The organism is Streptomyces sp. NBC_00443, from assembly GCF_036014175.1.
GTDB lineage: Bacteria > Actinomycetota > Actinomycetes > Streptomycetales > Streptomycetaceae > Streptomyces.
On the sequence record NZ_CP107917.1, the window covers coordinates 4,117,832 to 4,144,795 of the forward strand.

General features: G+C 70.6%; 24 protein-coding genes, 1 tRNA gene and 1 pseudogene. 16 read left to right on the top strand and 10 right to left on the bottom strand.

Features of this window, described 5'->3' with window-relative positions:
• The first annotated feature begins 14 nt into the window (after nucleotides 1–14).
• The 4 genes from nhaA (at nucleotide 15) to OHO27_RS18335 (ending at nucleotide 3,282) form a co-directional block, all read left to right on the top strand.
• Entirely contained in the window at nucleotides 15–1,454 is a 1,440-nt protein-coding gene (gene nhaA, locus OHO27_RS18320; RefSeq protein ID WP_328425233.1) for a Na+/H+ antiporter NhaA, read from the top strand.
• A gap of 79 nt (nucleotides 1,455–1,533) precedes the next feature.
• Entirely contained in the window at nucleotides 1,534–2,037 is a 504-nt protein-coding gene (locus tag OHO27_RS18325; protein ID WP_328425234.1) for a phage holin family protein, read from the top strand.
• A complete protein-coding gene (locus OHO27_RS18330) occupies nucleotides 2,034–2,972 on the top strand; it encodes an alpha/beta fold hydrolase (protein ID WP_328425236.1) in 939 nt (312 codons plus the stop codon). The genes OHO27_RS18325 and OHO27_RS18330 overlap by 4 nt, the downstream gene beginning before the upstream one ends.
• A 127-nt stretch (nucleotides 2,973–3,099) precedes the next feature.
• Nucleotides 3,100–3,282: a hypothetical protein gene (locus OHO27_RS18335; RefSeq protein ID WP_328425238.1), complete on the top strand. Its 183-nt coding sequence runs from the start codon at nucleotides 3,100–3,102 to the stop codon at nucleotides 3,280–3,282.
• A gap of 37 nt (nucleotides 3,283–3,319) precedes the next feature.
• Here the strand turns inward: OHO27_RS18335 and OHO27_RS18340 are convergent, their stop codons facing one another.
• The 3 genes from OHO27_RS18340 to nth all read right to left on the bottom strand — a co-directional run bounded on the left by OHO27_RS18340 (nucleotide 3,320) and on the right by nth (nucleotide 6,606).
• Entirely contained in the window at nucleotides 3,320–4,519 is a 1,200-nt protein-coding gene (locus OHO27_RS18340) for a MarP family serine protease (RefSeq protein ID WP_328425240.1), read from the bottom strand.
• 13 nt (nucleotides 4,520–4,532) lie between these two features.
• Nucleotides 4,533–5,228 (bottom strand): NUDIX hydrolase, encoded by a 696-nt coding sequence (locus OHO27_RS18345; protein WP_328425242.1) that lies wholly within the window; start codon nucleotides 5,226–5,228, stop codon nucleotides 4,533–4,535.
• A gap of 220 nt (nucleotides 5,229–5,448) precedes the next feature.
• The gene (gene nth, locus OHO27_RS18350) at nucleotides 5,449–6,606 is read right to left on the bottom strand and encodes an endonuclease III (RefSeq protein WP_443059560.1); all 1,158 of its coding nucleotides are present in this window, start codon (nucleotides 6,604–6,606) and stop codon (nucleotides 5,449–5,451) included.
• Nucleotides 6,607–6,972: 366 nt separating this feature from the next.
• Here nth and OHO27_RS18355 point away from each other — a divergent pair, with 366 nt between their 5' ends.
• The 3 genes from OHO27_RS18355 (at nucleotide 6,973) to OHO27_RS18365 (ending at nucleotide 9,564) form a co-directional block, all read left to right on the top strand.
• The gene (locus OHO27_RS18355; RefSeq protein ID WP_007492020.1) at nucleotides 6,973–7,647 is read left to right on the top strand and encodes a Crp/Fnr family transcriptional regulator; all 675 of its coding nucleotides are present in this window, start codon (nucleotides 6,973–6,975) and stop codon (nucleotides 7,645–7,647) included.
• A gap of 143 nt (nucleotides 7,648–7,790) precedes the next feature.
• Entirely contained in the window at nucleotides 7,791–8,657 is an 867-nt protein-coding gene (locus OHO27_RS18360) for an NUDIX hydrolase (protein ID WP_328425245.1), read from the top strand.
• Nucleotides 8,658–8,733: 76 nt separating this feature from the next.
• On the top strand, nucleotides 8,734–9,564 hold the full coding sequence (locus OHO27_RS18365) for an MBL fold metallo-hydrolase (protein WP_328425247.1): 831 nt from the start codon (nucleotides 8,734–8,736) through the stop codon (nucleotides 9,562–9,564).
• A gap of 42 nt (nucleotides 9,565–9,606) precedes the next feature.
• On the opposite strand, the gene OHO27_RS18370 is transcribed toward OHO27_RS18365, so the two are convergent.
• The 3 genes from OHO27_RS18370 to OHO27_RS18380 form a co-directional block, all read right to left on the bottom strand.
• A complete protein-coding gene (locus tag OHO27_RS18370) occupies nucleotides 9,607–10,428 on the bottom strand; it encodes a nucleotidyltransferase domain-containing protein (RefSeq protein WP_328425249.1) in 822 nt (273 codons plus the stop codon).
• Between the two features lie 146 nt (nucleotides 10,429–10,574).
• Nucleotides 10,575–11,042: a RidA family protein gene (locus OHO27_RS18375; RefSeq protein WP_328425251.1), complete on the bottom strand. Its 468-nt coding sequence runs from the start codon at nucleotides 11,040–11,042 to the stop codon at nucleotides 10,575–10,577.
• Nucleotides 11,039–11,200 carry a DUF4177 domain-containing protein gene (locus tag OHO27_RS18380; RefSeq protein ID WP_010986011.1) on the bottom strand — a complete coding sequence of 54 codons (162 nt, stop codon included), beginning with the start codon at nucleotides 11,198–11,200 and terminating at the stop codon, nucleotides 11,039–11,041. The genes OHO27_RS18375 and OHO27_RS18380 overlap by 4 nt, the downstream gene beginning before the upstream one ends.
• A 106-nt stretch (nucleotides 11,201–11,306) precedes the next feature.
• On the opposite strand from OHO27_RS18380, the gene OHO27_RS18385 reads away from it, so the two are divergent.
• Nucleotides 11,307–12,284: an ArsA family ATPase gene (locus OHO27_RS18385; protein ID WP_328425254.1), complete on the top strand. Its 978-nt coding sequence runs from the start codon at nucleotides 11,307–11,309 to the stop codon at nucleotides 12,282–12,284.
• A 112-nt stretch (nucleotides 12,285–12,396) separates the two neighbouring features.
• Complete coding sequence (locus OHO27_RS18390) at nucleotides 12,397–13,860, top strand: ArsA family ATPase (protein ID WP_328425256.1); 1,464 nt, start codon at nucleotides 12,397–12,399, stop codon at nucleotides 13,858–13,860.
• Between the two features lie 47 nt (nucleotides 13,861–13,907).
• Here OHO27_RS18390 and OHO27_RS18395 read toward each other — a convergent pair whose 3' ends face one another.
• A complete protein-coding gene (locus tag OHO27_RS18395) occupies nucleotides 13,908–14,246 on the bottom strand; it encodes a WhiB family transcriptional regulator (protein WP_328425258.1) in 339 nt (112 codons plus the stop codon).
• Nucleotides 14,247–14,711: 465 nt separating this feature from the next.
• Between OHO27_RS18395 and OHO27_RS18400 the strand changes: the two genes are divergently transcribed.
• The gene (locus OHO27_RS18400) at nucleotides 14,712–17,003 is read left to right on the top strand and encodes a transglycosylase domain-containing protein (RefSeq protein WP_328425260.1); all 2,292 of its coding nucleotides are present in this window, start codon (nucleotides 14,712–14,714) and stop codon (nucleotides 17,001–17,003) included.
• A 120-nt stretch (nucleotides 17,004–17,123) separates the two neighbouring features.
• Here the strand turns inward: OHO27_RS18400 and OHO27_RS18405 are convergent, their stop codons facing one another.
• Entirely contained in the window at nucleotides 17,124–17,588 is a 465-nt protein-coding gene (locus tag OHO27_RS18405) for a GatB/YqeY domain-containing protein (protein ID WP_328425262.1), read from the bottom strand.
• A gap of 120 nt (nucleotides 17,589–17,708) precedes the next feature.
• On the opposite strand from OHO27_RS18405, the pseudogene OHO27_RS18410 reads away from it, so the two are divergent.
• From OHO27_RS18410 to OHO27_RS18430, 6 genes and pseudogenes are all read left to right on the top strand, one after another.
• A pseudogene (locus OHO27_RS18410) lies at nucleotides 17,709–18,634 on the top strand (metallophosphoesterase).
• 114 nt (nucleotides 18,635–18,748) lie between these two features.
• The gene (locus OHO27_RS18415) at nucleotides 18,749–19,555 is read left to right on the top strand and encodes a Pr6Pr family membrane protein (RefSeq protein ID WP_328425264.1); all 807 of its coding nucleotides are present in this window, start codon (nucleotides 18,749–18,751) and stop codon (nucleotides 19,553–19,555) included.
• Between the two features lie 32 nt (nucleotides 19,556–19,587).
• Nucleotides 19,588–19,661 (top strand) — tRNA-Pro (locus OHO27_RS18420).
• Nucleotides 19,662–20,250: 589 nt separating this feature from the next.
• Nucleotides 20,251–24,015, top strand: a complete 3,765-nt coding sequence (locus tag OHO27_RS18425) for an nSTAND1 domain-containing NTPase (protein WP_443059561.1) — start codon at nucleotides 20,251–20,253, stop codon at nucleotides 24,013–24,015.
• A gap of 53 nt (nucleotides 24,016–24,068) precedes the next feature.
• Nucleotides 24,069–24,365: a hypothetical protein gene (locus OHO27_RS43150; RefSeq protein WP_443059744.1), complete on the top strand. Its 297-nt coding sequence runs from the start codon at nucleotides 24,069–24,071 to the stop codon at nucleotides 24,363–24,365.
• Nucleotides 24,366–24,648: 283 nt separating this feature from the next.
• Nucleotides 24,649–25,407 carry a glycosyltransferase family 2 protein gene (locus tag OHO27_RS18430; RefSeq protein WP_328425266.1) on the top strand — a complete coding sequence of 253 codons (759 nt, stop codon included), beginning with the start codon at nucleotides 24,649–24,651 and terminating at the stop codon, nucleotides 25,405–25,407.
• A 6-nt stretch (nucleotides 25,408–25,413) separates the two neighbouring features.
• Here OHO27_RS18430 and OHO27_RS18435 read toward each other — a convergent pair whose 3' ends face one another.
• The gene (locus tag OHO27_RS18435; RefSeq protein WP_328425268.1) at nucleotides 25,414–25,602 is read right to left on the bottom strand and encodes a ferredoxin; all 189 of its coding nucleotides are present in this window, start codon (nucleotides 25,600–25,602) and stop codon (nucleotides 25,414–25,416) included.
• 132 nt (nucleotides 25,603–25,734) lie between these two features.
• Entirely contained in the window at nucleotides 25,735–26,949 is a 1,215-nt protein-coding gene (locus tag OHO27_RS18440) for an amidohydrolase family protein (protein WP_328425270.1), read from the bottom strand.
• Nucleotides 26,950–26,964 lie beyond the last annotated feature (15 nt).

Consider the following 26,964-nt stretch of genomic DNA (forward strand, 5'->3'; position numbering starts at 1 on the left):
CGGAGGTCTCCCTCGTGGCCGCGTCCCGTACCACCGCTCCCGCCCGCAAGGTCTTCGCGCGGCTGTCCCTCCCCGAGCGGAACTTCGTCGCGGAAGCGCTGCGCACCGAGACCGTCGGTGGTGTGCTGCTGCTGGTTGCCGCGATCGCCGCGCTGGTCTGGGCAAACGTTCCCGCACTGCACGACAGCTACGAGAGCGTCAGCCACTTCCACATCGGCCCCGAGGCCCTGGGGCTGGATCTGTCCATCGCACACTGGGCCGCCGACGGACTCCTCGCGATCTTCTTCTTCGTCGCCGGTATCGAGCTCAAGCGTGAGCTGGTCGCCGGCGATCTCCGGGACCCCAAGGCTGCGGTACTGCCGGTCGTCGCCGCGCTGTGCGGGATGGCGGTGCCCGCGCTGGTCTACACGCTGACCAATGTCAGCGGGGGCGGCTCGTCGGCGGGCTGGGCCGTCCCGACCGCCACGGACATCGCCTTCGCGCTGGCCGTGCTCGCCGTCATCGGCACCTCCCTGCCGAGCGCCCTGCGCGCGTTCCTGCTCACGCTCGCCGTCGTCGACGACCTCTTCGCGATCCTGATCATCGCGATCTTCTTCACGGACCAGATCGACTTCGCCGCGCTCGGCGGTGCCGTCGTCGGGCTGGTCGTGTTCTGGCTGCTGCTGAGGAAGGGCGTACGCGGGTGGTACGTGTACGTTCCGCTCGCCCTCGTCATCTGGGCGCTGATGTACAACAGCGGCGTCCACGCCACCATCGCGGGCGTGGCTATGGGCCTGATGCTGCGCTGCACCCGGCGCGAGGGCGAGGAGCACTCCCCCGGCGAGCGCATCGAGCATCTCGTACGCCCCCTGTCGGCGGGACTGGCCGTGCCGCTGTTCGCGCTGTTCAGCGCCGGCGTGGCCATCTCCGGTGGTGCGCTCGGTGACGTGTTCGTCCAGCCGGAGACGCTCGGTGTGGTCCTCGGGCTCGTCGTCGGCAAGACGATCGGGATCTTCGCCGGCACCTGGCTGACGGCACGTTTCACCAAGGCCTCGCTCAGCGACGATCTGGAGTGGGCGGACGTGTTCGCCGTGGCCACCCTCGCCGGCATCGGCTTCACCGTCTCGCTGCTGATCGGGGAGCTCGCCTTCGAGGGCGACGCCACGCTGACCAGCGAGGTCAAGGCCGCCGTGCTGGTCGGCTCCCTCATCGCGGCGACTCTGGCGACGGTGCTGCTGAAGATACGGAACGCCAAGTACCGCACGATGGTCGAGGCCGAGGAGCGCGACGAGGACGAGAGCGGCATTCCGGACATCTACGAGCAGGACACTCCGGAGTACCACCTCCGGATGGCCGCCATCCACGACCGTAAGGCCGCCGAGCACCGCCGCATCGCCGAGGAGCAGGTCGCCGCACGCCACGCGCTTGCCGAAGTGGCGGGCGGGGCAGGCGAGGAGGAGCAGCGTCGGGCATGATCTGACGGGACGGCACAAAAGACGGAACCGCACCCAGTCAGGCAGAAGACGGAACCGTGACTACGAGGGAGACCCCGCGATGAGCGCACCCGACGGCAGCCCGGTCGGCACCGAACGCAGCATCGGCCAGCTGTTCGCCTCGGCGACGACCGAAATGTCGGCGCTGGTGCACGACGAGATCGCACTGGCGAAAGCGCAGCTCAAGCAGGACGTCAAGCGCGGCGCGACGAGCGGCGGCGCGTTCACGGTGGCCGCGGCGGTGCTGGTGTTCTCGCTGCCGATGCTGAACTTCGCCCTCGCGTACGGCATTCGGACCTGGAGCGACTGGAACCTCGCGATCTGCTTCGTGCTGTCCTTCGCGGCGAACGTCCTCATCGCACTCGTCCTCGCGCTGATCGGGGTCGTGTTCGCGAAGAAGGCCAAGAAGAGCCAGGGTCCGCAGAAGGTCGCCGCCTCGGTGAAGGAGACGGCGGGCGTCCTGCAGAACGCCAAGCCTCATCCGCGTCCGGCCCCGGCGACGGCACCGGAGCTGGAGGACCGGTCGCCCGCGGCCATCGAGGCTGTGGCACGCTCATCGTCATGACGGATCCCGCCACCCCCTCGGCGCAACCTGCCTCGGTCGTACGACCCGATGGTCCCTGGACACACAGGGACGTGGCCGCCAATGGTGCGCGCTTCCACATCGCCGAGATGGGCGACGGCCCGCTGGTGCTGCTGCTGCACGGTTTCCCGCAGTTCTGGTGGACCTGGCGGCACCAGCTCGTCGCCCTCGCCGACGCGGGCTTCCGGGCGGTGGCGATGGACCTCAGGGGCGTCGGCGGCAGCGACCGCACCCCGCGCGGTTACGACCCGGCCAACCTCGCCCTCGACATCACCGGCGTGGTCCGCTCGCTCGGTGAGCCCGATGCCGCGCTGGTCGGACACGACCTCGGCGGATACCTGGCGTGGACGGCGGCCGTGATGCGTCCCAAGCTCGTACGGCGGCTCGCGGTCGCGTCCATGCCGCACCCGCGGCGCTGGCGTTCAGCGATGCTCTCGGACGTCAAGCAGACGAGTGCCGGTTCCTACATCTGGGGGTTCCAGCGGCCCTGGATCCCCGAGCGGCAGCTGACCGCCGACGACGGCGCGCTCGTCGCGCGGCTGGTCCGGGACTGGTCGGGCCCGCGCCTGCCGGACGACGAGGCGGTGGAGACGTACCGGCGCGCGATCTGCATCCCGTCGACGGCGCACTGCTCCATCGAGCCGTACCGCTGGATGGTGCGCTCGCTGGCCCGTCCCGACGGCATCCAGTTCAACCGGCGCATGAAGCGCCCGGTGCGCGTGCCGACGCTGCATCTGCACGGCTCGCTCGACCCCGTGATGCGTACGCGCAGCGCGGCTGGCTCCGGCGAGTACGTCGAAGCGCCGTACCGCTGGCGGCTGTTCGACGGGCTCGGGCACTTCCCGCACGAGGAAGACCCGGTCGCTTTCTCCACCGAACTGATCAACTGGCTGAAAGATCCCGAACCCGATCGGTGACCGCGTCGATGCGCCTGGTATCCGGATCTGAACAGGTGTACTACGAACAGCCAATTGCCTGGCGCATAGGCCAATTGGGGGCCCTGGGGGCGGTTATCGACCATGGGGCAGGGGCAGACGTCGGGGTATGGGCTGGACGCACGACTACAGTGACGCAGCACGCAATCGCCGCTCGGCCGGTGGGCTGAGCTCCCACCAGCGAGGCACCGCCCCGCAGATGCCGGGCTCGGACCTACGGGTGGGCATTCCGCGCATTCTGCGCCGCCGGGCCCGCTGGGTCTCGGTGCGGCTGCGCCACCCGCGCACCTGACACCGGCCACGCCCCGCAGCCCTTCCGGCACCCGGGACTACAGCGCGCAACTGTCGCTGTCCACCTGCTGGTTGGCGGTACGCCCCTTGACGATGTCCTCCTGGATCTCGTCCGCGGTGAGCGCGTAGCCGGTCTCGGCGTCGTCGAGGGACTTGGCGAAGACCACGCCGTACACCTTGCCTTCGGGCGTGAGCAGCGGGCCGCCCGAGTTGCCCTGACGCACCGTCGCGTACAGCGAGTAGACGTCACGGCGCACGGTGCCGCGGTGGTAGATGTCCGGGCCGTTGGCCGGCAGGCGCCCGCGTACGCGCGCGGCACGCACGTCGTACGCCCCGTTCTCCGGGAAGCCCGCGATGATCGCGCCGTCGCCGCTCTCGGCGTCGGTGGCCGTGAACTGCAGTGCGGGCGCGTCCATGTCGGGCACGTCGAGTACGGCGATGTCGCGCTCCCAGTCATAGAGGACGACGGTGGCGTCGTACTTCTTGCCCTCGCCCCCTATCTGGACGGTGGGTTCGTCGACGCCGCCGACGACGTGCGCGTTGGTCATGACGCGGCGGTCGGCGAAGACGAAGCCTGTGCCCTCCAGCACCTTGCCGCAACTCGTCGCCGTGCCCATGACCTTGACGATGGAGCGCTGGGCGCGGGTGGCCACCGGACTGCCCGCCAGGGCCGGGTCGGGCGGCTTGACCTCGTTGATCGGCTCGTTCGAGAACGGGCTGAAGACCTGCGGGAAGCCGTTCTGCGCGAGGACCGTGGAGAAGTCCGCGAACCAGGTGTCCGCCTGGTCGGGCAGGGCCTGTGAGACGCCGAGCAGCACCTTGGAGCTGCGGACCTCCTTGCCGAGCGTCGGCAGGGTGGTCCCGGCGAGGGCGGAGCCGATGAGCCAGGCCACCAGCAGCATCGCGAGGACGTTGACGAGGGCGCCGCCGGTCGCGTCCAGGGCGCGGGCCGGGGACCAGGTGATGTACCGGCGCAGCTTGTTGCCCAGGTGGGTGGTCAGAGCCTGGCCGACGGAGGCGCAGACGATCACCACGACGACCGCGACGACGGCGGCGGTCGTACTCACCTCGGCGTTGTCGGTCAGCGCGTCCCAGATGACCGGGAGGAGGTACACGGCCACGAGACCGCCACCGAGGAAACCGATCACCGACAGGATGCCGACGACGAAGCCCTGGCGGTAACCCACGATCGCGAACCACACGGCGGCGACCAGCAACAGGATGTCCAGCACATTCACGGAGGCCACCCTGTCATGACCGCCAGTCGAGCGGGACCTGCTTGCTTCTGTCCCAGGGCTGCTCCCAGCCCGAGTAGTGCAGCAGCCGGTCGATGATGCCGGCCGTGAAGCCCCAGACCAGGGCTGATTCGACCAGAAATGCCGGACCTCGGTGCCCGCTGGGGTGGACGGTCGTGGCGCGGTTGTCCGGGTCCGTGAGATCCGCCACGGGGACGGTGAAGACGCGGGCCGTCTCGTTCGGATCGACGGCGTCGACCGGACTCGGCTCGCGCCACCAGCCCAGGACGGGCGTCACGACGAAGCCGCTCACCGGGATGTACAGCTTGGGCAGGACGCCGAAGAGCTGGACGCCGCCGGGATCGAGCCCGGTCTCCTCCTCAGCCTCGCGCAGAGCGGCCCGCAACGGCCCGTCGGCCTGCGGGTCGCCGTCCTCGGGGTCGAGGGCGCCGCCCGGGAAGGAGGGCTGTCCGGCATGGGAGCGCAATGAGCTGGCGCGCTCCATCAGCAGCAACTCGGGCCCGCGCTCGCCCTCACCGAACAGGACCAGTACGGCCGACTGGCGCCCCGCACCGTCCTCCGGCGGCAGGAAGCGGCTCAACTGCACGGGCTCGACCGTCTCCACCGCCCGCACCACCGGGGTCAGCCAGCCCGGCAGGCCCTCCTTGCTGAGCACCACCGGCCCGCCCTGTGTATCGCTCGCCCGCGTCATCGCCACCCCCCTCGTCCTGCACAGTCCAACGCCCGACAGCACCTAGATCGTTCCGGCCGACCCGTCCGCTCGCGCACCGAACTCCGTCCCGTCCGCCCCGGGGTGGCCGTACGACCACACGCCCGCAGGTGTTCGAACGGTTCCGGGCGGACCGTATGCGTGCATGACGGCCGTCGACCCGTCCGTTCCGGGGCTGCGGTGCGACCACGGCTCGGCCGCGTCATCCGGCCCCCAGTGGCGGGGCCGGCTTGCCGCCCGCGTCGAGGTAGGACTGCGGGGGCTTGAGGCGCTGGCCGGGGAAGCCGCCCTTTTCGTACTTGAGGAGCTTCTTCGCCTTCTCGGGGTCGGTCTCCCCCTCGCCGTAGGCCGGGCAGAGCGGCGCGATGGGGCAGGCACCGCACGCGGGCTTGCGGGCGTGGCAGATGCGGCGGCCGTGCCAGATCACGTGGTGCGAGAGGTCCGTCCAGTCGCTCTTGGGAAACAGCGCGGCGATCTCGGCCTCGATCTTGTCGGGGTCCGTCTGCTCGGTCCACTGCCAGCGCCGCACCAGCCGCTGGAAGTGCGTGTCCACGGTGATGCCGGGGCGGCCGAAGGCGTTGCCGAGGACGACGAAGGCCGTCTTGCGGCCCACGCCGGGCAGCTTGACCAGGTCCTCGAGCCGGCCCGGGACCTCGCCGCCGTGGTTCTCCACCAGCGCCTTCGACAGGCCCATGACCGACCTGGTCTTGGCCCGGAAGAAACCGCACGGACGGAGGATCTCCTCGACCTCCTCCGGATTGGCGGCCGACAGATCCTCCGGGGTGGGGTACTTGCCGAAGAGCGCGGGCGTCGTCTGGTTGACGCGCAGGTCGGTGGTCTGGGCGGACAGGACCGTGGCGACCAGGAGCTGGAACGAGTTGTCGAAGTCCAGTTCGGGGTGGGCGTACGGGAAGACGTCGGCGAGCTCACGGTTGATACGGCGGGCCCGACGGACGAGGGCGGTGCGGGACTCGGCCGTGGGGGGCTTCGGGGTGACGGTCTTGACGGCAGAGGCGCCCTTCACCGAGGCGGTGGCCTTCTCGGGGACGATGGCCGGTTTCTTACTGACCGCCCTCTTCGTGCTCACCCTCGCCGCGGTCGCCTTCTTCGCACTGGCCGACTTGTTCGCACTGGCCGACTTCTTGGCGGGTGCGGCTTTCTTGGCGGCTGTCGACTTCTTGGCGGCTGTCTGCTTCTTCGCGCCGACGTCCTTGTTCACACTTGCTTCCTTCGTGGCGGGCACGGCCCGCTTGGCTGCCGCAGCCTTCTTCGAGGGCGTGGCCTTCTTCCCGCCCGTCGGCGCCTCCGCACCGCCCGACTGCTTGCCGCCCGGCGCCTTCTCGGCAGCGTTCGACTTCACCGCCGCTTTCTCGCCACGCGCCACCGCCTCATCCGGCGCCTTTTTCGCCGCTTTTGCCGTTTTCCGTCCGCCACCAGGGTCCTGTTCGCCCACAGCGGAATCCCGACGTACAACCACCCGCCCAGCCCCCTTGGCCTGTGCTCTCACCGGCGATTTGGACACCCGGCCAGCCTAAAGCCCGACACTGACATCCGCCCCGGACCCTGAAGATCGGCCCCCAATTGGACCCCTGCCGCTTACCTCGGGACACCTGTGCGGCATCCTTGTGACAGATCACACTGTTTGGACCGTCCGGCAAAATGGGGAGCACGGTCCCCTGGTACGCAGGGGAGCGATCCCCTGAGCAGGTCGACAAGGAGAGAACTCGTGGACGACCCTCTGCGGCGCAATCCGCTCTTCGCGGCTCTCGACGACGAGCAGTCCGCGGAACTGCGCGCCTCCATGAGTGAGGTGACCCTCGCGCGTGGCGACTCACTGTTCCACGAGGGCGACCCGGGCGATCGGCTCTACGTCGTCACCGAGGGCAAGGTCAAGCTTCACCGGACGTCCCCCGACGGCCGCGAGAACATGCTGGCCGTCGTCGGCCCCGGAGAGCTCATCGGCGAGCTGTCCCTCTTCGACCCGGGCCCGCGCACGGCGACCGCCACCGCGCTGACCGAGGTCAAGCTGCTGGGCCTGGGCCACGGCGACCTCCAGCCCTGGCTGAACGCCCGCCCCGAGGTGGCCACCGCGCTGCTGCGCGCCGTCGCGCGCCGTCTGCGCCGCACCAACGACGCGATGTCCGACCTCGTCTTCTCGGACGTCCCCGGCCGCGTGGCCCGCGCGCTCCTGGACCTCTCCCGCCGCTTCGGCGTGCAGTCCGAGGAGGGCATCCACGTCGTGCACGACCTGACGCAGGAGGAGCTGGCCCAGCTGGTCGGCGCGTCCCGCGAGACGGTCAACAAGGCCCTGGCCGACTTCGCAGGTCGCGGCTGGCTTCGCCTGGAGGCCCGCGCGGTGATCCTGCTGGACGTGGAGCGGCTGGCCAAGCGCTCGCGCTAGGCACACCGGGTCAGCGCCAGGCGCATCTCGATCCGTACGACGCCGGGGCCCCGTCTCTCCGTGAGGCGGGGCCCCGGCGCGTTCGGCTGCCCCCTGATCGGCCACCCCTCGAACATCCGCGCACCAGGAGATAGCCTCCGCCCATGGCAAACGGGCAGTGGTATCCACCGGAGTGGCCGGACCGTATCCGCGCGCTTGCGGACGGAAGCCTCACCCCCGTCGCGCCGAAGCGCGCGGCCACCGTCATGCTGCTCAGGGACGCCGCCACCGGCCCTGCCGTGCACATGCTGCGCCGCCGCGCGTCCATGGCCTTCGCGGGTGGGGCGTACGCCTACCCGGGCGGCGGCGTCGATCCTCGCGACGAGCATCAGATCCGCTGGGCGGGCCCCACGCGCGCGTGGTGGGCGCAGCGGCTCGGTGTCGACGAGGCGGCGGCCCAGGCGATCGTCTGCGCCGCCGTGCGGGAGACGTACGAGGAGGCGGGTGTCCTGCTCGCCGGCCCCACCCACGACTCGGTCGTCGGTGACACCACCGGCGAGGACTGGGAGGCGGACCGCGCGGCCCTGGTGGCCCGGGACGTGTCGTTCGCCGAGTTCCTGGACCGCCGGGGCCTGGTGCTGCGTTCGGACCTGCTGGGCGCCTGGACCCGCTGGATCACCCCGGAGTTCGAACCCCGCCGCTACGACACGTGGTTCTTCGTCGCCGCCCTCCCGGAGGGCCAGCGCACCCGCAACGCCTCGACGGAGGCCGACCGCACGGTGTGGATCCGTCCCGCGGAGGCCGCCGAGTCGTACGACAAGGGCGAGCTTCTGATGATGCCGCCCACCATCGCGACGCTGCGCCAGCTGACTCCGTACGACAGCGCCGCTCAGGCTCTCGCCGCCGCTCCCGAACGCGACCTCACGCCCGTCCTGGCGCAGGCCCGCCTGGAAGACGGCGAGATCGTGCTGTCCTGGCCCGGCCATGACGAGTTCACCAAGCACATCCCGACCGGCGGAGCCCCCGCATGACCTTGCCCGCGAGATCCTCAGCACCGGCGGTTCCCGAAGTTCCCGCAGCGCCGACAGCACTGGAAGGCCCCCTCGTATGACGGACGCAGCAGCCCTCCCCGGCCAGCCGCGAGGCGGGGTCCTCTCCGGGCCCGCCACCGCCCGCGCCGTCAACGTCCTCGCGCCCAACCCCTCCGCGATGACTCTGGACGGCACCAACACCTGGCTGCTGTCCGAGCCCGACTCGGACCTGGCCGTCGTGGTCGACCCGGGCCCGCTGGACGAGGGACACCTGCGCAACGTCGTCGACACGGCCGAGAAGGCCGGCAAGCGCGTCGCCCTGACGCTGCTCACCCACGGCCACCCGGACCACGCCGAGGGCGCCGTACGCTTCGCCGAACTGACCGGCACACACGTGCGTGCCCTCGATCCGGCGCTGCGGCTCGGCGACGAGGGGCTCGGCGCGGGGGACGTGATCGACATGGGCGGCCTGGAGTTGCGGGTCGTCCCGACGCCCGGCCACACCGCCGACTCGCTCTCCTTCCACCTCCCCGCCGACCGGGCCGTCCTGACCGGCGATACGATCCTGGGGCGCGGTACCACGGTCGTGGCGCACCCCGACGGCCGGCTGGGCGACTACCTGGACACCCTGCGGCGGCTGCGGTCGCTCACGGTCGACGACGGCGTGCACACCGTCCTCCCCGGTCACGGCCCCGTCCTGGAGGACGCCCAGGGCGCCGTCGAGTTCTACCTCGCCCACCGCGCCCACCGCCTCGCCCAGGTCGAGACGGCCGTCGAGGACGGCTACGGCACCCCGGCCGAAGTCGTCGCCCACGTGTACGCGGACGTGGACCGCTCCCTGTGGCCCGCGGCCGAGTTGTCGGTACGGGCGCAGCTGGACTACCTGGAGGAGCACGGGCTCATCTGACGGGCTCCTTCCGTCAAGCCGAGGGCCGCCTCCTGAGCGTCTTCAGTCGGGCCGGGGGGCTTTGACGCCGTGCACACGCGCGTACTCCTGCGCAAGCCAAGGACCGAGATCCTCGACGTACGACCGCAGGACGGCCGCATCGCCGGTCGGCTCCCGCCCGAGCAGGGCCGCGGTCCGCATCTGCCCGGCCCGCGCGGGATAGTACGAGCCGAAGGCTTCCGCCATCTCCACCAGATCGCTGGTCCACCCACCCCAGCGAGGCATGACGAGCGTGAACCCCGTCCGCACCAGATGCCGCGACATGAACCGGACGAGCGGCCGTCGGGCGTCCTCGCTGTCGTCGGCGCCGGCGATCCGCGCCCGCCACCGAGGCAGCAGGAGGCCGAGATCGCCGTTCGTCTCACGCGCGAGCAGCGAGTCGGGCCGGTAGCGCGGCAGATACTCGGCGAGATCGTCCCCCAGAAGGGGCGTACACAGGCAGGCGACGAACCACCCGCCGTCGTACCGCTCCAGGTCGCTCAGCAGCTGCCTGTGGCTGCACAGCAGCGTCCCCGCCCCGTCGATCTGCGCAAACTCCTTGTCCAGCCCCTCGTCGAGCCCGCGCGCGGCCGTGCGGTCCGCCTCGGTCGGCTCCTCGCGCAGGGCGATCAGCAGATCCAGGTCGCTGCGCCCCACGCGCGCGGTGCCGCGCGGAATAGACCCGTAGAGGTAGGCGCTGTGCAGCCGCGCCCCGAACACATCCAGCAGGCGGTCACGCGCGGCCGCGACGACGGGCCGGAACGCATACGGGACACGCCCGAGCGCCCCTTCGCGCGCGATGTACCCATGGGCGTCCAGCCCGCTTCGAAGGACGGTTTCGGCCATGGGGCCACTGTGCCCTGCCGGGAGGGCGCGGGGCCGCTCATTTACGGTGCCGTTCAGCGATGTTCAGCCGCTCCGGCGGCGGCCGGCACCCGGCGGCGGGCCGTATCGACAACCGCACCGCCGAAGGCCTGCGCCAACGCCGTCGCCTACGCCTCCGTGAGCTCCACCTGGACCTCGACCTCCACCGGCGCGTCCAGCGGCAGCACGGCCACGCCGACCGCGCTGCGCGCGTGGACGCCCTTGTCGCCCAGGACCTGGGCGAGGAGTTCGCTGGCGCCGTTCAGGACGCCGGGCTGGCCGGTGAAGTCCGGGGCCGAGGCCACGAAGCCCACGACCTTCACCACGCGCGCGATGCGGTCCAGATCGCCCGCCACCGACTTCACGGCGGCGAGGGCGTTCAGGACGCACGTGCGGGCGAGGTCCTTGGCCTCCTCGGCGGTGACCTCGGCGCCCACCTTGCCGGTGACCGGGAGTTTGCCCTCCACCATGGGCAGCTGGCCGGCGGTGTAGACGTACACGCCGGACTGGACGGCCGGCTGGTACGCGGCCAGCGGAGGCACGACCTCCGGCAGCGTCAGGCCCAGCTCGGCAAGCTTCTCCTCGACCGCGCTCACGCCTGCCTCTCCCGCTTCAGGTAGGCCACGAGCTGCTCGGGGTTGTTCGGCCCGGGCACGACCTGGACGAGCTCCCAGCCGTCCTCACCCCAGGTGTCCAGAATCTGCTTCGTGGCGTGGACGAGCAGCGGCACAGTTGCGTATTCCCACTTGGTCATGTGGCCGACTTTATCCGCTGCCCGGCGAGGGCAATGCGGCCGACCGCGGTCACGTTGTCCACAGGCTGTCGCGTAGCTTGCGCGCCGACTGGTTAGGCTCGAAGACGTGAGCAGGCTCCAGGTCGTCAGCGGCAAGGGCGGGACCGGAAAGACCACGGTCGCCGCCGCGCTCGCGCTCGCCCTCGCCACGGAGGGGAAGCGGACGCTTCTCGTCGAGGTCGAGGGCAGGCAGGGCATCGCGCAGCTCTTCGAAACAGAGGCGCTGCCCTATGAGGAGCGGAAGATCGCCGTCGCTCCTGGGGGCGGGGAGGTGTATGCCCTCGCCATAGACCCCGAACTGGCCCTTCTGGACTACCTCCAGATGTTCTACAAAATGGGCGGTGCGGGCCGGGCCCTGAAGAAGCTCGGCGCGATCGACTTCGCCACCACCGTCGCGCCCGGGCTGAGAGACGTACTCCTGACCGGCAAGGCGTGCGAGGCCGTGCGGCGCAAGGACAAGGCTGGACGGTACATCTACGACTGCGTCGTCATGGACGCCCCTCCCACCGGGCGCATCACCCGCTTCCTCAACGTCAACGACGAGGTCGCCGGGCTCGCCCGGATAGGGCCGATACACAATCAGGCTCAGGCCGTGATGCGGGTGCTGAAGTCGGCCGAGACGGCCGTGCACCTGGTCACTCTGCTGGAGGAGATGCCCGTCCAGGAGACCGCGGACGGGATCGCCGAGCTCCGGGCCGCGCGGCTGCCGGTGGGGCGGGTCATCGTGAACATGGTGCGGCCCGAGGTGTTGGACGCCACCGACCTGGAACTCGTACGCAGTGTGCCGCGTGCCGCCCTCGCCAAGTCGCTGTCCTCCGCCGGGCTCGGCGGGGCACGGCGCGGCGGGAACGCCGAGCGGCTGGTGGACCCACTGCTGGCGCAGGCCGACGAGTACGCCGAGCGGTACGCGCTGGAGCAGGAGCAGCGGGCGGCCCTGGACGAGTTGGGGCTGCCGGTGCACGAACTGCCACTGCGCGCCGAGGGCATGGACCTGGCGGGCCTGTACGAACTCGCGGGCGAGCTGCGGGAACAGGGCCTGTCATGAGTCCGTTCACCATGCAGGACACGAGTCCGTTCAGCAGGCGGGAGCGGCACGCCGTAAGGCGGGACCGGCACGCCGTACGTCAGGAGCGTCAGCGTCGGAAGCAGGGGATGACATGAGCCGTCCGGAATCCGCCCAGGCGCCCGACGCCGCGCGCACCTCTCACCTGTCCCCCACACGCGTGCTCGATCTCGACCCTCTGCTCGACGACCCGGAGACCCGCATCGTGGTGTGCTGCGGTTCGGGTGGCGTCGGCAAGACCACGACCGCGGCGGCGCTGGGACTGCGGGCCGCCGAGCGCGGGCGCAAGGTGGTCGTCCTCACCATCGACCCGGCCCGCCGGCTCGCCCAGTCGATGGGCATCGACTCCCTGGACAACACCCCGCGCCGGGTGAAGGGCGTCGAGGGTGAGGGCGAGCTGCACGCGATGATGCTCGACATGAAGCGCACGTTCGACGAGATCGTCGAGGCGCACGCGGACCCCGACCGTGCGGCCGCGATCCTGGGCAACCCCTTCTACCAGTCGCTCTCGGCGGGCTTCGCGGGCACGCAGGAATACATGGCGATGGAGAAGCTGGGCCAGCTGCGCGCCCGGGACGAGTGGGACCTCATCGTCGTCGACACGCCGCCGTCCCGCTCGGCGCTGGACTTCCTGGACGCGCCCAAGCGGCTCGGCTCGTTCCTGGACGGCAAGCTCATCCGCGTCCTGCTGGCCCCCGCGAAGGTGGGCGGCCGCGCGGGGATGAAGTTCCTGAACGTCGGCATGTCGATGATGACGGGCGCGCTGGGCAAGCTGCTCGGCGGTCAGCTGCTGAAGGACGTACAGACCTTCGTGGCCGCGATGGACTCCATGTTCGGCGGGTTCCGTACGCGCGCGGACGCGACGTACAAGCTGCTCCAGGCGCCCGGGACGGCGTTCCTGGTGGTTGCCGCGCCGGAGCGGGACGCGCTGCGCGAGGCCGCGTACTTCGTGGAGCGGCTGGCCGCCGAGGACATGCCGCTCGCCGGTCTGGTGCTCAACCGGGTGCACGGCAGCGGCGCCGACCGGCTGTCGGCCGAGCGGGCGCTCGCCGCCGCGGAAAATCTTGAAGAGCCCGGCATTGTGGATCAGGAGGGCGGGAAAGCTGGACTTCGTAACTCCCCTGACACGTACGACAGTTCAGAGTCAGCCGCATCGGAATCGCCCGCTTCCGACGAACCGGCTCCCGACGCGGGCTCCCCCGCCGCTCCTGAGGCAGGCTCCCCCGCCCCCGACATGGAGCGCACCACAGCCACGGACGAGCCGCAGCCCGTCCCTCCGCAATCCGCCACCGGCGCCGATGTGCCGGTCCCGGCGCATGTGGAGCGGTCCGTCGACCAACTCACCACAAGCCTGCTGAGGCTGCACGCCGAGCGCATGCAGCTGCTCTCTCGTGAGCAGCGCACGCGTGACCGCTTCACCTCACTGCACCCCGAGGTGGCGGTGGCCGAAGTGGCCGCGCTGCCCGGCGATGTGCATGACCTGACCGGACTGCGGGACATCGGAAACCGGCTCGCGGCCCACCGGCCGGAGCTGCCCGACCCCGCGGCCGGCACCTGAGGAAGTTCCAGGAAGAGACCTTCCTGGTCCCCTCAGCCCTGACCTCCTCAGCTCACCGCCGCGAAGTCCTCGTACACCTGGTCGTCGTCGAGCGGCAGGATGCCCGCGCCCCGCTCGTACTCCGAGCGCGCGGTCTCCAGCAGCCGACGCCAGGAGGTCACGGTGGGCCGCCTGCGCAGCAGCGCACGGCGCTCCCGCTCGGTCATTCCTCCCCACACGCCGAACTCGACGCGGTTGTCCAGCGCGTCCGCCAGGCACTCCGTGCGCACCGGGCATCCGGTGCACACCGCCTTGGCCCTGTTCTGCGCTGCTCCCTGAACGAACAGTTCATCCGGATCGGTAGTGCGGCAGGCCGCCTGCGCACTCCAGTCGACTACCCAGCCCATACCGGCGCCGTCCTCTCCCGAATCGAGGCTCCCCACGGCGGCAGCGGCATATTCACCGCCGCCAGTTGAGGACGTTACGGAAGGTGGGCACAGCGCAACACCCCCTTCGGGCCCAATCTTGAATGGCCCGAACGGACTATGCGTAAGCGGCAGATCACCCGGGGGAGTGAGCTGGCGACATGCGTGACTTTCCCGTCAAACCGGGACAGTTCAGTTGAGTCACAACGGACGCCGGATGACACACAAGGCGGATTCGGACACGCCCCCACCAAAAAAGTGGGGAACCTCCGGAACGATTCGGGGTCGCCGGACGTATTGATACGTGGCCGCACTGTTGTGACAGTTGAGAGCAGCTTAGGCCAAGGCCTGCATGCCTGTCCGGCGAATGGGCTGCATCCATGAGTGAGCTCTGCTCGCGCACGGTGGGCCCTCGGTTCGCTCATCTCTACGGTTTAGGCTGCCCCCATGCCAAAGAAGCGCTCGGGCGGTGGGCTGTCGCCAACGCAACAGGCCGCCAAGTTCCTCGGTGTCAGTGTGCTCGCGGGAGCCGTGCTGGCCGGAATCGCGTTGCCCGCCGTCGGCGCGCTGGGGCTCGCGGCCAAGGGTTCGGTCGAGAGTTTCGACGAGCTCCCGGTCAGTCTCAAGACGCCGCCGCTGAGCCAGCGCACCACGATCCTGGACGCCAAGGGCGACCAGATCGCCTCGGTCTACTCGCGCGACCGTACAGTGGTCGACCTCAAGGACATCTCGCCGTTCATGCAGAAGGCGATCGTCGCGATCGAGGACGCCCGCTTCTACCAGCATGGCGCGGTCGACCTGAAGGGCGTCCTGCGCGCCCTCAACCGCAACGCGCAGAGCGGCGGCGTCACCGAGGGCGCGTCCACGCTCACCCAGCAGTACGTGAAGAACGTCTTCGTCGAGGAGGCCGGCGACGACGCGACGAAGGTCGCGCAGGCCACCCAGCAGACCCTCGGCCGCAAGATCAAGGAGCTGAAGTACGCGATCCAGGTCGAGGAGGAGCTCGGCAAGAAGAAGATCCTCGAGAACTACCTGAACATCACGTTCTTCGGCCAGCAGGCGTACGGCGTCGAGGCCGCCTCCCAGCGCTACTTCTCCAAGTCCGCCAAGGACCTCAAGCTCCAGGAAGCGGCCCTGCTCGCCGGCATCGTCCAGTCGCCGAGCCGCTACGACCCGGTCAACGACGAGGCCGAGGCCATCAAGCGGCGCAACATCGTCCTGCAGCGCATGGCCGACGTCGGCGACGTCTCCCGGGCGGAGGCCGACAAGGCCAAGGAGGCACCGCTCGGCCTGAAGGTCAGGAAGCCCAACAACGGCTGCATCACCGCGGTCAAGGGCGCCGGCTTCTTCTGCCAGTACGTCGAAAAGGTCTTCCTCAGCGACCCGGTCTTCGGCAAGAACCGCGAGGCCCGCGCCAAGATCTGGAACCGCGGCGGCCTGACCATCACGACGACCCTCGACCCGCAGGCCCAGGAATCGGTCCAGGCCTCGCTCAAGGACCACGTCAACCAGGACGACAAGGTCGCCGCCGCGACCACCCTCGTCGAGCCCGGCACCGGCAAGGTCCTCGGCATGGGCCAGTCGAAGCCGTACGGCTACGACAAGAACGAGACCGAGTACAACTACTCGGTCGACGCGGCCTACGGCGGATCCAACTTCGGCTTCCCGACCGGTTCGACGTTCAAGCCGTTCGTCGCGGCGGCCGCGCTGGAGGAGGGGCGCCCGCCGACGCAGGAGTACCCGTCGCCGTACGAGATGGAGTACCCGAGCCCGGTCCAGACGTGCGACAGCAAGCCGTGGACCAACCTGCGCGGCGAGAAGCTGGAGAACGAAGCCGAGTCGGAGCGCGGCCCCTACCGCCTGCGGAAGGCGATGGAGCTGTCGGTCAACACCTACTTTGTGCAGATGGTCGCCGACATCGGGCTGTGCCCGGTGGTCAACATCACCGACAAGCTGCAGGTCCGGCAGGGCAACGGCGACAAGCTCCCGGAGACCCCCTCCGTCACCCTCGGTTCGATCGGCCTCTCCCCGCTGACGATGGCTAGCGCGTACGCCGCCTTCGCCTCCCGCGGCATGTACTGCACGCCGATCGCCATCGAGTCGATCTCGCAGAAGGTCGGCGGGGAGCAGAAGCCGCTCGAGGTGCCTAAGTCGACGTGCTCGCGGGCGATGTCCGAGCAGACCGCGGACACCATCAACACCCTGCTGCAGGGCGTGGTCGACTCCGGCACGGGTAAGGAGGCCGGTCTCACCAACCGCCAGAGCGCCGGTAAGACGGGTACGACGGACGAGCGCCGCAACGCCTGGTTCGTCGGCTACACGCCGAACCTCTCGGGCGCCGTCTGGGTCGGCAGCGCCACCCAGAAGGTCAAGATGCGGAACATCTACATCGGCGGCGAGTACCACGACCTCGTCTACGGCGGCCGGGTCCCGGGCCCGATCTGGCGGGACGCGATGAACGGCGCCCTCGACGGCAAGCCCGACGAGAACTTCAACACCGTCCACATCCCGGAGGACAAGCCGGACCGGGGCCGCGGTGACGAGGACGAGGACGGCGACGAGAACGGCGACGGAAACAACGGCGACGAGAACGTCATCGGCGGCCTGGTCGGCGGCGGGAACAACGGCGGCAACAACGGCGGCGCGGACGGCGGTACGTTCCCGACGCCCTCCTTCTCGATCCCCGAGGGCTGGTGGCAGGGGCAGTCGAACGGGGGCGGCACCGGGGGGCGCGGCTGACGCGGCTGACGCGGCCTTGAGAAAGGGGACGGCCCCTGTCCTTCCGTACGAAGGGACAGGGGCCGTCTGTCGTCCGAGGTGGAGCGGTCGGCAGCCACACCGCCTGCCGTGCCGTAGGCGTCAGCCGGCGAGCAGCTTCTTGACCACCGCGGCCACACGGCCGCCCTCCGCCTGACCGGCCACCTTCGGGTTCACGATCTTCATGACGGCGCCCATGGCCCGCGGGCCCTCGGCGCCGGCCGCCTTGGCCTCCTCGACGGCCTGGGCGACGATCTGGTTCAGCTGGTCGTCGCTGAGCTGCTTCGGCAGGTACGTGGCGAGGACCTCGCCCTCCGCCTTCTCCCGCTCGGCGGACTCGGCACGACCACCCTGCGCGAAGGCCTCGGCCGCCTCACGGCGCTTCTTCGCCTCGCGGGTGATCACCTTCTGCACCTCGTCGTCGGAGAGCACGCGCTTCTCCTTGCCCGCGACCTCCTCCTTGGTGATCGCGGCGAGCGTCAGCCGGAGCGTCGAGGAGCGGAGCTCGTCGCGCTCCTTGATCGCGGCGTTGAGGTCTTCCTGCAGCTTCGACTTGAGCGTGGTCATGGCGTCGATTGTCGCAGGTGTGGGGCAGGGAACGCCCCTTGATTTCAAGGGGCGTGCACGTCGATGCCGTACCGGAGGCGACCGGGCACGGGGACTTCGCCGGTCTGACACGATGGTCGTATGCGTGCGCGATACGGAGTACCCCTGGGCATCACGGCGGTTGGCGCCGCCGGTCTGCTGTATTCGGCGGGTTTCGAGGCCCGCTCTTTCCGCCTGCGACGGGTGACGGTCCCCGTCCTGCCCGCGGGCATGCGTCCGCTGCGCGTGCTCCAGGTCTCCGACATCCACATGGTCGGCGGCCAGCGCAAGAAGCAGCGCTGGCTGCGCTCGCTGGCGGGCCTGCGCCCGGACTTCGTGATCAACACCGGCGACAACCTCTCCGACCCGGAGGGCGTGCCGGAGGTGCTGGACGCGCTGGGTCCGCTGATGCAGTTCCCCGGGGCGTACGTCTTCGGGTCGAACGACTACTACGGCCCGAAGCTGCGCAACCCCGCCCGCTACCTGCTGGAGAAGACCCAGGGCCGGCACGGCCTGAACGGCAACGCACCCGCCGTCGGCGCGATCCACAACCCCTGGGAGGACCTGCGCGACGGCTTCGACGCCGCGGGCTGGCTCAACCTCACGAACACCCGCGGGACGCTGAAGGTCGAGGGCGTGTCGGTGGAGCTCACCGGCCTCGACGACCCGCACATCAAGAGGGACCGCTACGAGCGGGTGGCCGGGGGCCCGTCCGGCGCCGCCGACCTCGCGATGGGCGTGGTGCACGCGCCGTACCTGCGCGTCCTGGACTCCTACACGGCCGACGACTACCCCTGATCCTGGCCGGCCACACCCACGGCGGCCAGCTCTGCATCCCCTTCTACGGCGCCCTGGTCACCAACTGCGACCTCGACACGGACCGCGTGAAGGGCCTGTCCACGCACACGGCGGAGGGCCGTACGTCCTACCTGCACGTCTCGGCAGGCTGCGGCGCGAACCGCTACACCCCGTTCCGGTTCGCGTGCCCGCCGGAGGCGACGCTGTTGACTTTGGTGGGGCGGGAGTAGGTGCTGTTGATGCGGGTGGGGCAAGGGTCAGGGGATGGGCCGTCCGGCCGCTCGGCGTAACCCGCACGGACCACCCGTATCGCCCGTTTTGCCCACCCTGCTTAGCGTGAGGGCATGACAGCCCCGATACCCAGGGACATCCCGGACCTCCCCGCGATACCGGGCATCCCCGCGCTGCTGCCGTCCCACGTCCCCGCCACCGCGGTGGTGGCCCCCGCCCGCCGCCCCCTGGCAGCGGTGTGCCGCCTGCTGGTCGCCCTGGCCGCGGCCGCGGCGGTCGCCGTCGAACTGACCCTCGGCAGCCCGCTGCGCACCCTGAGCCACTTCGCGATCCAGGCCAACATCCTGCTGGCCCTGGTCTTCATCCTCTCGGCCCGCCGCGCCTGGAGCGCCCGCCGCCCCCTGCCCTCCGCGCTGACGGGCGCCACGCTGCTCTACGCCCTGGTCACGGGCCTCGTCTATCACCTGCTGCTGGCCAACGAGTCAAGCCCTTACGCCCTCCCCGGCGTCCTCACGGGCGAGGCAGCCGACCCCACGGGCTGGCACGCGATCACCACCCAGGTCCTGCATACGGCGACACCCATCGCGGCCCTGCTGGACTGGCTGCTCCTGACGGCCCCCCGCCAGCTGCACCTGCGCCCGGCGGCGACCTGGCTGCTCTACCCCCTCACCTACCTGGCGGTCACCCTCACCCGAGGCGAACTCCTCCCCGGCACGCCGGCCCGCTACCTCTACCCCTTCCTCGACGTGGCCCAGCACGGCTACAAGAGCGTCCTCGGCAACGCCCTCCTCATCGGCCTGGCCATCTACGCCCTGGCCATCGCCCTCGTGGCCCTCGACCACGCCCGCCCTAACCCCATCCGCCACCGCGTCCACCGCCGCACGAAAACCGGATTTCGTCTCCAGCCACCGGTGGGCTAAAGTAAACGACGTCGCCGCGACAGCAGTGACATCGGGGTGTAGCGCAGCTTGGCAGCGCGCTTCGTTCGGGACGAAGAGGTCGTGGGTTCAAATCCCGCCACCCCGACAGTGAAACACCAGGTCGGCCAGGTACTCGCATGAGTACCTGGCCGACCTGTTTGTGTTGCGACTCCATCTGCGTGTCCATCTGCGTGACCCGTGCTCACGCTCGCGGACGCCCGGACAGCGCACGACCGCGCCGCCTGAGGGCGCGTCCAGGGCAGGACCGTGCTCACGGTCACTCAGGTACCCGTCGGCCAGGCAGCCGCGTCGTCCGGCACCGGTCCCTCCCCTCGTGGGGACCGGTGCCGAACGGCGAGGAGGTGTCGACCCGTGGGGGACGCGCCGTGTCGGCGGGTCAGTGCGGGTCGAGCTGGACTGGGGCGGCGCCGGGGACCCGTAGTTCCTGCGAAAACGGATCGTGTCGAAGGTGTCCGAGAACATGCGGCGCCATGAGTGGTCTCTCCGGGCTCTGGGCTGGTGGCCTGCCTGGGCGTCGCGCGAGGGATGCGCAATTGCGTCGTGATCCTGCCAGTCGAGGGGGCCGGAGAGCAGCGTCCGGTCTCCGGACGCCGACTTAGCCGCAGGTCAGCCATATAAAGTGAGTTTTCCGGTCCGGAAGACCAGGTGGGGCCGAGCAGCGGCGGAGTGAGGGAGTGGAGGGCTTGAGTTCCGACTCGGCAGCGCGCACAGCCTTTGCGGAGAGGCTTGCGCTGCTCTACAAGGAGGCCGGCAACCCGCCGCTCAAGAGCGTGGCCGACGCGGTCGTACGGCTTCAGCGGGTCGATGAGCGGGGGCGTCAAGTACGGGTGTCCGCCCAGCGGATCAGTGACTGGCGTCGGGCCAAGAACGTGCCCGCCCAGTTCGCCGTGCTGTCGGCCGTACTGCATGTCCTGGTTCCCCAGGCGCGCCGCGCTCGGCCCACGCCCGTGTCCGCCGGGCTGTACGACCTCGGTCAGTGGCAGCGGCTGTGGGAGCGGGCGACCTCCGGGGAAGAGGGGGATCCCCAGGCTGCGGTCGAGGCGCCTGCGGTGTCCGGTGGGGTGTGCCCCTATCGGGGGCTGGCCTCGTACCGGCAGCAGGACACCCGTTGGTTCTTCGGGCGGGAGCGGAGTACCGACGCGCTGGTCGCTCAGCTCCGTGCCGTGGAGAAGACCGGCGGTCTCGTCATGCTCGTCGGTGCCTCGGGGGCCGGCAAGTCCTCCCTGCTGAACGCCGGTCTGGTGACGGCCCTGCGCGACGGCGCCCTGGGCGGGGCGGGTGGCAGCGGTCCGGCGGGCGCTGTGGTGCAGCTTGTGCCGGGCGCCGATCCGCTTGCCGAGCTGACCCGTCGTATACCGGAACTCGCAGATGTCGTCCGGTCGGCGGAGGCAGAGGGCTCGGGGTACAGGGCGGCGAACGCGGACGAGAACGGCACCGATGAGAACGGCGCCGACGAGCCGTGTGCCGACTTCGGGCGCCGTACACGCGCCGCCATCCTCGCCTGGGCCCGGCGCGCGGCTTCCGGCGCCGATGCCGGCGCCGACCCTGATCTCTCTTCCGGCACCACTGCCACCAGTTCTCTCAGGCCAGTTGACCCCACCACCCCGCCCGTCCTCATCGTCGACCAGTTCGAGGAGACCTTCACCCTCTGCCCCGACGAAGCGGACCGCCGTGCCTTCGTCCGGCTCCTGCACGCCGCCTGCACCCCCGCCGGACCCGGCGATCCCCCGCCCGTCCTCGTCGTCCTCGGCATCCGTGCCGACTTCTACGAGCAGTGTCTCGGGCATCCGGAGCTGGCCGACGCGTTGCAGCACCGGCACATGGTGCTCGGGCCGCTCACGGCCTCGGAGTTGCGGGAGGCGGTGAGCGGGCCGGCCAAGGCTGTGGGGCTGGAGTTGGAGCCGGGGCTGGCGGAACTGATCGTGCGGGAGGTGAGTGCGGACGGGCCGCGGGGGACGCATGACGCGGGGGCGTTGCCGCTGCTGTCGCACGCGCTGCTCGCCACCTGGCAACGGCGCAAGGCCGGGCGGCTGACGCTGGCCGGGTACCGGGCGGCCGGCGGGATTCAGGGTGCCGTGGCGGCCACCGCCGAGCGCGCCTGGTCCGGCCTCGATCCGGCGGCGCGTACCGCCGCGCGGCTGCTGCTGCTCAGGCTGGTCCGGCTCGGCGAGGACACACAGGCGACCCGGCGGCGGGGAACGCGGCGGCAGCTGGCGAAGGAGTCGACGGACCCGAACAAGACGGAGGAGTCGCTCGAGGCGCTGGTGCGGGCCCGGTTGGTCACGCTGGACGCGGAGACCGTGGAGATCACGCACGAGGCGCTGCTCCATGCCTGGCCGCGGCTGCGGGACTGGATCGACGAGGACCGGCAGGGCAATCTGCTGCGCCAGCGGCTGGAGGAGGACGGCCGGGCCTGGGACGAGTCCGCGCGGGACTCGTCGCTGCTGTACCGGGGCTCCCGGCTGGAGCAGGCCCACAGTTGGGCACGGTCGGCCGGGGACACCTTCCTGACCCGGGGCGCGGTGGAGTTCCTCGCCGCCTCGGTCAGGCTGCGCAGGCGTACGGTCTGGATCATGCGGAGCGCGGTCGCGGCGCTGGTCGCGCTGGTGATGGTGGCCGTCGGGGCGGCGGTGGTCGCCTGGCAGCAGCGGGACGACGCCGTGTACGCGCAGGTGCTCGCCGAGGCCGACCGCTTCCAGTACACCGACCCGTCCCTGTCCGCCCAGCTCGACCTGGTGGCCCACCGGCTGCGCCCGGACGACGAGGACACCAGGAGCCGGCTGATATCGATCGTGAACGCCCCGCTGGCCACGCCCCTGCGCGGCCACACCGGCGCCGTCTACCTGACCACCTTCAGCCCGAACGGACGGCTCCTGGCCACCGCCAGCTACGACCGGACCGTGCGGCTGTGGGACGTCTCCGACCAGGAGCGGCCCAAGCCCTTGGGCGAACCCCTGGCCGGGCACACCAGTTGGGTGAGCAGCGCCGTCTTCAGCCCGGACGGCAACACCCTCGCCAGTGCCTCGGACGACGGCACGGTCCGGCTGTGGGACGTACGGCAGCCGACCCGGCCGCGTGCGCTCGGGGCGCCCTTGACCGGGCATGACGGCACGATCTACCTGGTCGCCTTCAGCCCTGACGGCCGTACGCTCGCCTCCGTGAGCGAGGACCGGACCGTACGGCTGTGGGACGTCACCGATCCGGAGCGGGCCGAGCCGCTGGGCGAGCCGCTGACCGGGGCCGGTGCCGCCGTGCGGTCGGTGGCGTTCAGCCCGGACGGCAGGACGCTGGCGGCCGGGGGCGACGACGACACGATCCGGCTGTGGGACGTGGCCGAAGCGGACCGGCCGAAGGCGCTCTCCACGCTGGCCGGGCACACCGACCTGGTGCACTCCGTCGCCTTCAGCCCGGACGGCCGCACCCTCGCCAGCGGCAGCGCGGACGGCACGATCCGGCTGTGGGACGTCGCCGACCCCCGCCATGGCCGGCAGCTCGGCGCACCGCTCACCGGGCACACCGGCCCCATCTGGTCAGTGGCCTTCAACCCCGAGGGCGACATGCTCGCCGCCGCCAGTGCGGACAGCACCGCGACCCTGTGGAACGTCAGCGACCGGGCGTTTCCCTCGCAGGTCGGCGAGCCGCTCGCGGGCGCCAGCGGGGAGATGTACGCGCTCGGGTTCAGCCCCGACGGCCGTACGCTCGCCACCGGCAGCGGCGACAGCAAGGTCCGTCTGTGGTCGGTCCCGACGTCGGACGTGATCGGCCGCGGAGGGGCGTTCCGGCCGGACGGGCGGGTGCTGGCCACGGCCGCACGCGACGGCAGTGTCCGGCTGTGGAGCGTGGCGAAACCGGCCCGGCCGGTGCTGCTGAACGCCCCTTTCATGCCGGGCGACGGTGGCCAGCGTTCCTTGCTGTTCTCCCCCGACGGCCACACCCTCGCGGTGCTGACGGGGAACCGCGCGGTGCATCTGTGGGACGTGCGCGACCCGGCCCGGCCGGTCTCGCTCGGGGCGCCGCTCACCCTGCGCACCCGGTTCATGGGCCCCGACGCGCTGGCGTACAGCCCGGACGGGCGCACGCTGGCCACCGCCTACGACGACCGCACCATCCGGCTGTGGAACGTCAGCGACCCCGAGCACGTCGTTCCGCTCGGCGCCCCGGTCAAGGGGCACAACGGCTACATCAACTCCCTCGTCTTCAGCGCTGACGGCCGCACGCTCGCCAGCGGCAGCGCGGACAGCACGATCCGGCTGTGGAACGTGGCCGACCCGCGCAGGCCCACCCTGCGCGGCGCGCCTCTCACCGGGCACACCGGGCCCGTCAACGCGCTCGCCTACAGTCCGGACGGCCATACGCTGGCCAGCGGCGGCGACGACGACACCGTACGGCTCTGGGACGTCACCGACCCGCGCCGGGCGACCCCGCGCGGGGACCCCTGACCGGCCACACCGAAGCGGTCGTCTCCCTGACGTTCAGCAAGGGCGGGCGCTATATGGCCAGCGGCGGCAATGACAACACGGTCCGGCTGTGGAACGTCGCGAGCCCGTCCGACGCCTCGGCCATCGGCCAGGCGATGAGCCCGAACGCCACGACGGGCAACTTCCTGTCGTTCAGCCCCACCAGCCACATGCTCGGCGTCTCCAGCGGCACCGACACCGTCCGGCTGTGGAACCTGGACGTCGACCAGGCGATCAGCCGCGTCTGCGCGACCACGCAGGGCGTGCTGACACGGGAGAAATGGCACGAGTACCTGCCTCGGCTGTCGTACGAGCCGCCGTGCGCGAACTAGGCCCGCCCGTGCGGGCATACGGCCCGCGGCCCCCTGCTCCGCCTCACTCAGCGCGCTCAGTGCGCTCAGTGCGCTCAGTGACGGGGCGAGGACGCAAGTGGCATGACGGCGACGCCACGGACAGCGGTTTCCGTGATCCCGATCACAACGCGTCATCACAGCGGATGAGGCGGCTCCCACGAGGCAGGCAGCCTTGTTACTGTTGGCCCCAGCCCGATCGCTGGTGCATCCCCCGTCGCCAGCGGTCGGGCCTTCGCATGTCCGAAAGGTGGTGAGGGCCGCCGTGTCCCGGCGCGTCATCGTCGTCACCGCTGTCCATGGCCCGTCGGCGGCGTTCCTGCCGCAGGCCCACCGGTCACTGTGCGCACAGGAGTTGCCGCCGGGCTGGGAGTGGCGCTGGGTGATCCAGGAGGACGGCCGGACCGACGAGGTCCGCCCGTACGTCCCCGACGACCCGCGGGTGACCTTCCGTCAGGGCCGCCCCGGAGGCCCCGGTGTGGCCCGCACGGTCGCGCTCGCGCACACCGAGGGCGAGTACGCCAAGATCCTGGACGCCGACGACCAGCTCACCCCGGGGACGCTCGCCCGCGACCTGGCCGTACTGGAGGCCGACCCCGCCGTCGGCTGGACGACCTCACGGGTCCTGGACCTCCTGCCGGACGGCTCGACGGCCGGTTTCCCCGGCGACCCCGACGACGGGCCGATCGAGCAGGGCGCCGTGCTCGACTTCTGGCGGGCGAACGACTTCCGCGCCCCGGTCCACCCTGCGACCCTGTGCGTCCGCCGGGACCTCCTGCTCGCCCTCGGCGGCTGGATGGCCCTCCCGGCGTCCGAGGACACGGGCCTGCTGCTCGCGCTCAACTCCGTGAGCCGGGGCTGGTTCTCGGCGCATGCGGGGCTGCTCTACCGGAAGTGGGACGGCCAGATGACCGGTCAGCCGGCGCACGTCGACCCGGCCGAGCGGCAGGCCCGGATGGCGGTGGTGGAGGCCAGGGCACGGGCGTTGGGCTCGTTCGGGTGGCAGTACCCGACCGGTCCGTGAGTGCCGTCACCCGGTGAGGGAGATGGCCTGGGACGGGCACTTCTCGGCGGCCTCCCGCACCTGTGGGTCGTCGCCGCTGTCCTCCCGTCCCGGTCTCACCACGCCGTACTCGTCCACGAACTCGAAGACGGACGGAGCCCTGTGCACGCACTCGGCGGAGCCGTAACAGAGGTTGGTGTCGATCGAGACCTTCATCCGTGCTCCCGTCGCGGACCGTCGTCGCCTACACGACTGAACTGCCCAGCGGCCACGCCCCTTTAATCACTGATCGAGCCCTGATCCAGCCCTGATCCAGCCCTGACCGTCCCCTGATCCCTCACTGATCCATCACTGATCAAAGGGGAGTTCGAGCATCCGGATCGCGTTTCCGCGCAGCAGCTTGTACGCCACCTCGTCGGAGAGCCCGCCGACATGCTCCTCGGCCACCCTCTTCGTCTCCGGCCAGGTCGAGTCGACGTGCGGGTAATCCGTCTCGAAGGTCGCGTTGTCGACGCCGACCGTCTCGATCGCCTCGATGCCGTGCTTGTCGCGGAAGAAGCAGCAGAAGATCTGGCGGTAGTAGTACGTCGACGGCGGCTCCGGGATCAGGTCCTTCACGCCGCCCCAGGCCCGGTGCTCCTCCCACACGTCGTCCGCGCGCTCCAGGGCGTACGGGATCCAGCCCATCTGGCCCTCGCTGTACGCGAGTTTCAGCCGCGGGAACTTCACGAGGACCCCGGAGAAGAGGAAGTCCATCATCGACGCCATGGCGTTGTTGAAGCTCAGCGAGGCCTGCACGGCGGGCGGGGCGTCGGGGGAGGCGGCCGGCATCTGCGACGAGGACCCGATGTGCATGTTGACCACCGTGCCGGTCTCCTCGCACGCCGCGAAGAACGGGTCCCAGTAGCCGGAGTGGATGGACGGCAGCCCGAGATACGTCGGGATCTCGCTGAACGTCACCGCGCGCACCCCGCGCGCCGCGTTGCGATGGATCTCCGCGACCGCCAGGTCGATGTCCCACAGCGGGATCAGGCACAGCGGGATCAGCCGGCCGCCGCTGTCGCCGCACCACTCCTCGACCATCCAGTCGTTGTAGGCGCGCACGCAGGCCAGCCCGACCTCCTTGTCCTTGGCCTCGGCGAAGGTCTGGCCGCAGAAGCGCGGGAAGGTGGGGAAGCAGAGCGAGGCCTCGACATGGTTGATGTCCATGTCCGCCAGCCGGGCCTTCGGGTCCCAGCAGCCGCGCCGCATCTGCTCGCGTGTGATGCCGTCGAGTGTCATCTCGTCCCGGGAGAAGCCGACGGCCGCGATGATGCGCTTGTACGGGAACAGGCCGCCCTCGTACTCCCACCAGTCGGTGATCTGGCCTTCCGGGTCCGTCGTGAACCGGTACTTCCCGCCTACGTACGCGAGTTCCCCGATCCCGGCGGTGAGGGGCTTCGGGCCCCGGTCCCGGTACTTGGCCGGGAGCCAGGTCTCGAAGAGGTGCGCGGGCTCGATCACGTGATCGTCCACGCTGATGACTTTGGGCAGGTCTTTGGTGCCGCTCTCGGTACTGGCCACGCCTTGCCTCCCGAA